8 protein-coding genes and 1 pseudogene are annotated in these 8,912 nt (G+C 71.0%); all 9 read right to left on the bottom strand.

Going from position 1 to position 8,912, the window contains the following annotated elements; genetic code table 11:
- Positions 1 to 59 precede the first annotated feature (59 nt).
- Positions 60 to 1,052, bottom strand: a complete 993-nt coding sequence (locus RZ84_RS19600; protein WP_078893980.1) for an SURF1 family protein — start codon at positions 1,050 to 1,052, stop codon at positions 60 to 62.
- Positions 1,053 to 1,373: 321 nt separating this feature from the next.
- Positions 1,374 to 2,369, bottom strand: a complete 996-nt coding sequence (locus RZ84_RS19595) for a hypothetical protein (protein WP_241777769.1) — start codon at positions 2,367 to 2,369, stop codon at positions 1,374 to 1,376.
- A 449-nt stretch (positions 2,370 to 2,818) separates the two neighbouring features.
- A complete protein-coding gene (locus RZ84_RS19590) occupies positions 2,819 to 3,394 on the bottom strand; it encodes a SigE family RNA polymerase sigma factor (RefSeq protein WP_063772762.1) in 576 nt (191 codons plus the stop codon).
- Positions 3,395 to 3,925: 531 nt separating this feature from the next.
- Positions 3,926 to 5,056 (bottom strand): aspartate-semialdehyde dehydrogenase, encoded by a 1,131-nt coding sequence (locus RZ84_RS19585; RefSeq protein ID WP_043265382.1) that lies wholly within the window; start codon positions 5,054 to 5,056, stop codon positions 3,926 to 3,928.
- On the bottom strand, positions 5,053 to 6,324 hold the full coding sequence (locus tag RZ84_RS19580; protein WP_043265381.1) for an aspartate kinase: 1,272 nt from the start codon (positions 6,322 to 6,324) through the stop codon (positions 5,053 to 5,055). Before RZ84_RS19580 ends, RZ84_RS19585 begins: the two co-directional genes overlap by 4 nt.
- 323 nt (positions 6,325 to 6,647) lie before the next feature.
- The gene (locus RZ84_RS19575; RefSeq protein ID WP_043265380.1) at positions 6,648 to 7,310 is read right to left on the bottom strand and encodes a DUF5063 domain-containing protein; all 663 of its coding nucleotides are present in this window, start codon (positions 7,308 to 7,310) and stop codon (positions 6,648 to 6,650) included.
- Positions 7,303 to 7,902: a recombination mediator RecR gene (gene recR, locus RZ84_RS19570; protein ID WP_043265379.1), complete on the bottom strand. Its 600-nt coding sequence runs from the start codon at positions 7,900 to 7,902 to the stop codon at positions 7,303 to 7,305. Before recR ends, RZ84_RS19575 begins: the two co-directional genes overlap by 8 nt.
- Before the next feature lie 51 nt (positions 7,903 to 7,953).
- On the bottom strand, positions 7,954 to 8,304 hold the full coding sequence (locus RZ84_RS19565) for a YbaB/EbfC family nucleoid-associated protein (protein ID WP_078893978.1): 351 nt from the start codon (positions 8,302 to 8,304) through the stop codon (positions 7,954 to 7,956).
- A 294-nt stretch (positions 8,305 to 8,598) separates the two neighbouring features.
- A pseudogene (locus RZ84_RS41415) lies at positions 8,599 to 8,912 on the bottom strand (DNA polymerase III subunit gamma and tau); the annotation flags it as partial.

Genomic DNA, 8,912 nt, shown 5'->3' with positions numbered 1-8,912 from the left:
GGGGGGGGGGGGGCGGGGGCTTCGCCCGTCGCGGCTTCCGAGTTCGCCGCGGCTTCGGACTACGTCGCAGCTGTGGACCTCACCGCGGCTCCCGGGTCCGCCTCATCCTCCGAGCTCGCCTCGGCCTCCGGGTCCACCGCAAACTCCCGACCCACCGCAGCCTCCCGGCCCGCCACAGACTCCCGATCCACCACAGACTCCTGCCCCGCCACAGACTCCCGATCCGCCGCAGCCTCCGGGTTTGCCGCGATGCCTGCCGGTTCCTCCGGCAGGATTCCGAGGGCCGCGTCCTTGGCAGCCTCGGCCTCACGGCGTACGAGGCGGAACCACATGAAGAGGACGAATCCCGCGAAGACGAACCACTCGCCGGTGTAGCCGAGGTTCTGGAACGCCTTCATGTCCAGGCCGCTGCCCTCGGCGGCGGCCGGCGGGACGGCGTGCAGCGGGGCCGGCGGGTCGGTGAGCGTGATCCAGGCGTCGTAGACGCCGTACGGCACGACGTTGACCAGCGAGGCCGCGCTGATCATGCCGAGTTGCCCCTGCGGCAGGCCGCCGCCGGCCTGCACCCCGTCCGTGCCCTGGTTCTCGGACGCCTGCAGCGCGCCGGTGACCGTCACCTCGCCCTTGGGCGGCGCGGGCACCTTCGTCGTATCGGCCGGCACATTCGCGTCGCCGGGCAGCCACCCCCGTACGACCGGGAGGGCCTTTCCGCTGTCCGTACGCAGCAGGGTCAGAACGTAGAAGCCCTGCTGGTCACCGTTCTTGCCCTTCAACGTGCGGCCCGGTACGAGCAGTTGGTGGGCGGTGTCGTAGTGGCCGCGGGCGCTGGCCTGGTGGCCGGAGGTGACCTGGTTGACGGGCAGCAGGCTGTCCAGGGGACGGGCAGCCGCGGCCTTGGCCCGGGCGGATCGGTTCTCCTGCTGCTGGTGCGTGGCGACCCGGGCGTCGAAGCGGCTCAGCTGCCAGCTGCCCATGAAGATGCAGAAGGGGATCGCCAGCACGGCGAAGACGTTGATTCCCCACCACCGCGGGGTCAGCAGGAACCGGTACACCCCACCAACGGTACGGGGCCGGCACCGCGCGGCGGCACCGCCCCCTCCCCGCTGCGACGCCGGCCCCCTGGACCTGCGCCGATGACGACCGACCTGCACCGGGCCGGCAATCACCAGCCATCAACGGCCAGCCATACAGCCATAGCCGTCAACGGTCGGCCGTCAGCCGCGAATGACAATGAAGCGGCCAGCCACCGGCCGAGAACGAACAGCCGACAGCCGACGCCAACCACCCGAATCCACCCCGCGAAGGAGCCGACCCCGCGAAGAAGCCACTCCCACGACCACTACGACGCCGCTACCACTACGACGCCGCCACCGCTACGACGCCGCCAGCGGTGCCGTGCGGTACACCGTCCCCGCGCACGCGTCCGCGATCTTGGCGTTTGCCGCGACCGGTTCGCCGGCCTCCGGGGTGTGGCTGAGGAGCACCCCGCCGCCCGCCGCCCCGCTGCCCCCGGAGCTCTCGCCGCTGCCCGTCTGGCCGCCGCCGGCCCCGTCGGGAGGCGGTGCCGCGGCGGCCGGGGACGCCACGGGCTCCTTGGACGGGTCGGGGGTCGGCGACGGTCTCGGCTTGACGCAGCCGGTCTTGCCGCCGCCCGCCGCCGGGATCCAGGCGAACTTGACCTCGTACGCCTGCCCCGGCTTGAGCACCAGCTGGTCAGGGGTCGTGGCCGGATCCGGCAGCCCGGTGGCGTCGTCGCCCGTCGTGTGGTCGACGACATGGACCTTGTCCGGCTTCGTGGAGCCCTGCGGGGTCAGTTCGACGGTCCCGCCGCCATGCACCGAACAGGCGGAACCGGACGTGTTGACCACCCGGAACGCGCCGTAGACCCGCCCCGCGGAGTCCGCCGGACCGACCGTGCTGGTCCCCCGGCCGAGCTGGTCGCGTCCGCAGGCCGGCGAGGTGACGTCCATGGTCGTGTCCGGGGCGGGCGTACCGATGCCGGCGACCGCGCCCGTGCCGGGCGTTGCGGCGCCCTGGTCCCCGGTGGCCGCGGTTCGGCCGCTGCCGGGCGTCCGGCCGTCGGCGCCGGCCGGACGCGTACTGGCCTGCGCGCTGCCTTCGCCGCGCGTACCCGCGGTGTCGTGATCGGCGCGCCGGCTGCTGGCGGTGTTGGTGGAACGGTCCCCGGAGCCGTCGCCGAAGTCGGCGACATGGACCATCGCCGGGAGCGCCGTACCGCCGAGCAGCAGCACCGCCGCCGCGCCCACGAGGACGTGCCGCCGCCGCTGCCGGCGGGCCGGTACCGCGCGCCGCAGCTGGTCCAGCGCGTCCGGCGCGGGCTCCAGATCGGATACGCGGGACTGCAACAACCGCCTCAGCTCGTCCTCGCCACCGAACCCCTCGCCATCGAAGTCCTCGCCACCGAGACCCCCACCGGCCGAACCACCGACCCCGTCGCCGGAACCGACCCCGTCGCCGGAACCGGGGTCAGAACCGGACCCGGAGTCGGCACCGAAACCGGGGCCGAAACCAAGACCGAAACCGGAACCGGAACCCGAACCGAAGCCCGAAGAGGAAAGATCCCCCTCCGAAGAGGACACGCCCCCCTCGCCGCCCACAGAACCGCCCCGCCCGGCGCCACCACCCCTGCCCGCGCCACCGCTCTCGCAGGCACCGCCAGTCTCATACGCGCCGCCACTCTCGCCGGCACCACCGCTCTCGCCCGCACCACCGTCCCTATACGCACCACCGCTCCCGGCCTCCCGGCCGGTCTCGTCCGTGCTACCGAGCTCGGTCCCGCGCTCGGCTCCTGCTCCACTCACGCCGGAGCCTCCATAGCGACGCGGAGCGCCGCGATACCGCGCGATCCGTACGCCTTGACCGAGCCGAGGGATATGCCCAGCGTCTCCGCGACCTGAGCCTCCGTCATATCGGCGAAGTAGCGCAGCACCAGCACCTCGCGCTGGCGGCGCTGGAGTCCACGCATCGCCTTGATCAACTGGTCGCGCTCCAGCAGGTCGTACGCGCCTTCCTCGGCGCTCGCCATGTCGGGCATCGGCTTGGACAGCAGCTTGAGCCCGAGGATGCGGCGGCGCAGTGCGGAGCGCGAGAGGTTGACGACGGTCTGCCGCAGATACGCCAGGGTCTTCTCGGGGTCGCGGACCCGCCCGCGCGCGGAGTGCACGCGGATGAAGGCTTCCTGGACGACGTCCTCGCAGGAGGCGGTGTCGTCGAGGAGCAGCGCGGCCAGGCCGAGAAGCGAGCGGTAGTGCGCGCGATACGTCTCGGTGAGGTGGTCGACTGTGGTGCCCGCTGCCATCGCGTCGTCAGTGTCCCCACGCTGAGAAGGAAGCTGCGCGGGGCGCGCGGCGGGCCAGGGGGCGATCACCGGCATGCCCCCGGGCACGCGCGGGAGCTGCGGGCGCACTGCCGCGCCTGCCGCACCCGCCGGAGCGATGGTGAAACCGAGTACCTCTGCCACGCCTGTTGGACACGCTTCCCCCCAAAAGGGTTGTACGCGCAAGGCATCGCTTGTGACGATGCGTTAAATGCCCTCATGCGTACCAGCTCTTCCCCAATGTCCCAATCGTCCCGACGTATTCGCCCCGCCACCCAGGACCCTGGAACAGCCCGCAGACACTTCGTACCACCCGCAGGCGGCCGGAGAGACGCCCCCCGTGGGCGCGCGGTTGCAGCGCCCACGGGAGCGATTAATCGAACAGAACATCAGCCCAGTTCAAGTGGTCCGGACCAGCGTCCAGCGCACAAAATCTTCACACGACCTACAAATTATGTCCCAGGCGCCCCGGCCCACGACACCCCATCCGGCCAACTCCCGCCCCGGGACCGGCCGGCACGGAGAACGGGCCCGGCGACCGCGCCGGCCCACCGGATGCCCCCACGCCCGCGGCTCCTCGGACTCCCACTACGCCCGCGGCTCCCCCGCCGCCAGCTCGGCCGCCACCAGCTCCCCGATCTGCGCCGTGTTCAGCGCCGCGCCCTTGCGCAGGTTGTCCCCGCACACGAAGAACTCCAGCGCCCGCGGATCGTCCAGCGACCGCCGCACCCGGCCCACCCACGTGGGATCCGTCCCCACCACGTCCGCCGGCGTCGGGTACTCGCCCTCCGCCGGGTCGTCGCTCAGTACGACGCCGGGGGCCGCCGCCAGTATCTCGTGGGCACCCGCGACCGTGACCTCGTTCTCGAACCGCGCGTGCACGGCCAGCGAATGCGTGGTGATCACCGGGACCCGTACGCAGGTCGCGGTGACCGGAAGATCCGGCAGCCCGAGGATCTTGCGCGACTCGTTGCGGACCTTCAGCTCCTCCGAGGACCAGCCGTCCTCCTGGAGGGAGCCGGCCCACGGCACGACATTGAGCGCGAGCGGCGCCGGGAACGGCCCCAGCGTGTCGCCCACCGCCCGCCGCACATCGCCCGGCGTGGTGCCCAGGTCCGTACCGGACACCGCCGCGAGTTGCGCCCGCAGCGTCTCGGCGCCGGACTGCCCGACCCCCGTCGCGGCCTGGTACGAGGAGACGATCAGCTCGCTCAGCCCGTACTCGGCGTGCAGCGCGCCCAGCGCGACGATCATCGAGAGGGTGGTGCAGTTCGGATTGGCGATGATGCCGCGGGGCCTCATCCGGGCCGCACACGCGTTGACCTCGGGCACCACCAGCGGCACCTCCGGGTCCATCCGGAAAGCGCCCGAATTGTCCACCGCGACCGCGCCCTTGGACACCGCGACCGGCACCCACTGCGCGGCGACCTCGTCGGGCACGTCGAACATCGCGACATCGATGCCCTCGAAGGCGTCCTCGCTCAGCGCGACGACCTCGACCTCTTCGCCCCGCACGGTGAGCTTGCGGCCGGCCGAGCGGGGCGAAGCGATCAGCCGGATCTCGCCCCAGACGTCGGCCCGTTCGGACAGGATCCCGAGCAGGACCGCACCGACGGCGCCGGTGGCACCGACGACGGCGAGATCCGGCCTGGCGGCCGTGCGGGCCCCCGCCCTCGCCGGATCAGCGAAGGACGGACGGCCCGCCTCGGCCGGAATCATCGTCCGGTGCCGCCATAGACGACAGCTTCGTCGCTCTCGGTGTCGAGCCCGAAGGCGCTGTGCACGGCCTGCACCGCTTCCTTGACGTCATCGGCCCGGGTGACGACCGAGATGCGGATCTCGGAGGTCGAGATGAGCTCGATGTTCACGCCCGCGTTGGACAGCGCCTCGAAGAACGTCGCGGTCACCCCCGGGTTGGTCTTCATCCCCGCGCCGACCAGCGAGATCTTGGCGATCTGGTCGTCGTAGCGGAGCGAGTCGAAGCCGACCGCGGCACGGGTCTTCTCCAGTGCCGCGACGGCCTTGCGGCCCTCGTCCTTCGGCAGCGTGAAGGAGATGTCCGTCAGCCCGGTCGAGGCCGCCGACACGTTCTGGACGACCATGTCGATGTTGACCTCGGAGTCCGCGATGGCACGGAAGATGCGCGCGGCCTCGCCCGGCTTGTCCGGGACCCCGACGACCGTGACCTTCGCCTCGGAAGTGTCGTGCGCGACACCCGAGATGATCGCCTGCTCCATCGACCTGTCCCCTTGCGGTTCGTTGCTGACCCACGTGCCCCTCAGCCCCGAGAAGGACGAGCGGACGTGGATCGGGATGTTGTAACGGCGTGCGTACTCGACGCAGCGGTGCAGCAGCACCTTGGAGCCGGAGCTGGCCAGCTCCAGCATGTCCTCGAAGGAGATCTGGTCGATCTTCCGGGCCTTCTTCACGACCCGCGGGTCGGCGGTGAAGACACCGTCCACATCGGTGTAGATCTCACAGACCTCCGCGTCCAGGGCGGCGGCCAGCGCCACGGCGGTGGTGTCCGAGCCACCCCGCCCCAGCGTCGTGATGTCCTTCTTGTCCTGGGACACTCCCTGGAAGCCGGCGACGATGGCGATGTTGCCCTCGTCGACCGAGTCCCGGATACGGCCCGGCGTGACATCGATGATCCGTGCCTTGTTGTGCACGGAGTCGGTGATGACACCCGCCTGGCTGCCGGTGAAGGACTGTGCCTCGTGGCCGAGGTTTTTGATCGCCATCGCCAGCAGGGCCATGGAGATCCGCTCTCCGGCGGTCAGCAGCATGTCGAACTCGCGCCCCGACGGAATCGGGGACACCTCCTGAGCGAGATCGATCAGCTCGTCCGTCGTGTCGCCCATCGCCGAAACCACGACGACCACCTGGTGGCCGTTCTTCTTGGCTTCGACGATTCGCTTGGCAACGCGCTTGATGCCCTCGGCATCCGCAACGGATGAGCCGCCGTACTTCTGCACGACAAGGCCCACGTGCGCTCCTCGCAACTGTCTCTGCGGGAGGGAATCCCTCCCGGACCCCCGGACACGGGGGTACTGCGGTCGGCTCAGTCTAACGAGCGGGCGGCAGGCGCCCCGCTACTACCACATGGTGAGACACAGAACCCACGCCTTGCCCATCTCGCCCACCGACATCACGCCTCGGTGAGCACCGTGAACGCCGCGTCCCTCGGCAGCTCCGCGCGGCGCACCGTCGCACCGGCTCGGCGAGCACCTGCCCGCTCCACACCCGGACACACGGGAACGTAACTCAGGTCACACCGCCACGCCGGCGGAGCCCGGCGGTCACCCGGCGCTCACACCTCGTGCAGCCCCAGCGGCCCGGCGATCTCCGCCGCCATGACCTTGCCGGCCTCCTCGGCCAGCCGGTCCTCGTCCCCGTTGGCGTCGCTGTCGGTGTCCAGGCCGTCCAGCGCGTCCAGCGGCTGGTCGAGGCGTACGTGGGCGACCAGCGACTGGAGGGCGCGCAGCGCGGCCGAGGCGGTCGGGCCCCAGTTGGAGAGGTAGGAGAACTGCCACCACCACAGCGCCTCGGTGACCCGGCCCGCGCGGTAGTGCGCGAGACCGTGCCGCAGGTCGGTGATGATGTCGGCGAGGTCGTCGGAGATCCGCGAGGCCACCGGCTCGCTGCGCGGCACATACGGGTCGAAGACCTCGGAGTACACGTCGACCGGGTCCAGCAGCCGAGCGAACCGCTCGCGCAGCTCGTCCACGTCCGGCTCCGGGCCGGTGTCCGGTTCGTAGCGCTCGTCGGGAACGATGTCCTCATGGGCCCCCAGCCGGCCGCCCGTGAGCAGCAGCTGGGAGATCTCCAGCAGCAGGAAGGGCACCGCGCTGTCCGGCTCGTCGCCCTTGGCGACCTCGGTCACCGCGACGATGAAGCTCTCGATCGAGTCCGAGATCGAAACGGCGAAGTCGTCCGGGTTCTGTGTCGCGTTGTGCAGCGTGGCATCAGACATCGAGAAGTCTCCTCCCTTCGAAGGCCCGCCCGAGCGTGACCTCGTCGGCATACTCCAGATCGCCTCCGACCGGCAGTCCGCTGGCCAGTCGCGTCACTTTGAGGCCCATCGGCTTGATCATGCGGGCCAGGTACGTCGCCGTGGCCTCGCCCTCCAGATTCGGGTCGGTGGCCAGGATCAGCTCGGTGACCGTGCCGCCCGGGAGCCTGGCCAGCAGTTCCCGTATCCGCAGGTCGTCGGGGCCGACGCCCTCGATCGGACTGATCGCCCCGCCGAGGACGTGGTACCGGCCGCGGAACTCCCGCGTCCGCTCGATCGCCACGACGTCCTTGGGCTCCTCCACGACGCAGATGACCGCCGGATCGCGCCGCGGGTCCAGGCAGACCCGGCACTGCTCCTCCTGCGCGACATTGCCGCACACGGTGCAGAACCGGACCTTCGCCTTGACCTCCATCAGCGCGTTCGCGAGCCGGCGGACATCGGTCGGCTCGGCCTGAAGGATGTGGAAGGCGATCCGCTGCGCGCTCTTGGGACCGACGCCGGGCAACCTGCCCAGCTCGTCGATCAGATCCTGGACCACGCCTTCATACACGGAACGTCTTCTCTCTCTTCTGCCGTGCTGCGTACGCTAGTTGGCTACTCCTCAGAAGGGGAGGCCGGGGATGCCACCGCCGCCCAGCCCCTGGGCGAGCGGGCCGAGCTTCTGCTGCTGGAGCTTCTGGGCACTGGCGTTGGCGTCCCGGACCGCCGCGAGGACGAGATCGGCGATGGTCTCGGCGGTGTCCTCCGCGGAGTCGGTGTCGACCGCCTTCGGGTCGATCACCAGCGCCTGGAGCTCACCGGAGCCCGTCACCGTCGCCTTGACCAGGCCACCGCCCGCGGAGCCCTCCACGGGCGTCTCCGCCAGCTCCTGCTGGGCGGCTGCGAGGTCCTGCTGCATCTTCTGGGCCTGCTGAAGCAGCTGCTGCATATTGGGCTGACCACCGGGGATCACGACGTGACTCCTGCCATACGACAACGATTGGTGCGGTAGCCCGAGCCTACGTGTTTCCCGGGCCCCGCGCCCTACGCCGCAGGGAGGAGCGCGGATCTCCCCTCAGGTCCCGCACACCCCGCCCGCCCCGCACCTCAACGGCTCCGGGCAGACCGGGCATATACGGGTCACACAGGGGCCATCCACGGGTCATCCATGGATCGACCACAGGTCATATGCGGCCGAATATGCCCGTACGAAGCGAAACTTCGCGATCACCCACCGCTGCCACTCCCCCTCATCCGTGACTCCGCGTCACTCGTTGTTGAACTCCTCGACGACCGTCGCGCCGAGCTCGCGCACGATCAGCTCATGACCGCTGAGCGCCGAGTCGACGAGGTCCGGATCGTCCTCGGCCGGCATGTCGTACTCGATCGCCATCGGCGGCTCCGGCGGACTGTACGAAGGCTCCGCCGGGGGCCCGCCCTGGCCGCCGCCCGCGGACGCCGGCGAGGTCACCGCCTCCCGGGCCATCCGCGCACCCTGGCTCCCGCCACCGCCCGGCCCGTACTGCCCGCCGGGGGCCTCGGGCGCCGGGGCGCTCGGCCGGGGCGCCGGCGGCGGGGCCG

This window comes from Streptomyces sp. CT34 (assembly GCF_000805335.1).
In the GTDB taxonomy this organism is placed as follows: Bacteria; Actinomycetota; Actinomycetes; order Streptomycetales; family Streptomycetaceae; genus Streptomyces.
Note: the sequence above shows the minus strand (reverse complement) of the source record. Positions and strands in the feature narration are given on the sequence as shown.

Excerpts from the sequence above, each read along its gene's own strand:
- RZ84_RS19585 (WP_043265382.1), bottom strand. The coding sequence starts at position 5,056 with ATGATTCCGGCCGAGGCGGGCCGTCCGTCCTTCGCTGATCCGGCGAGG.
- RZ84_RS19575 (WP_043265380.1), bottom strand. The coding sequence starts at position 7,310 with ATGTCTGATGCCACGCTGCACAACGCGACACAGAACCCGGACGACTTC.
- RZ84_RS19590 (WP_063772762.1), bottom strand. The coding sequence starts at position 3,394 with ATGCCGGTGATCGCCCCCTGGCCCGCCGCGCGCCCCGCGCAGCTTCCT.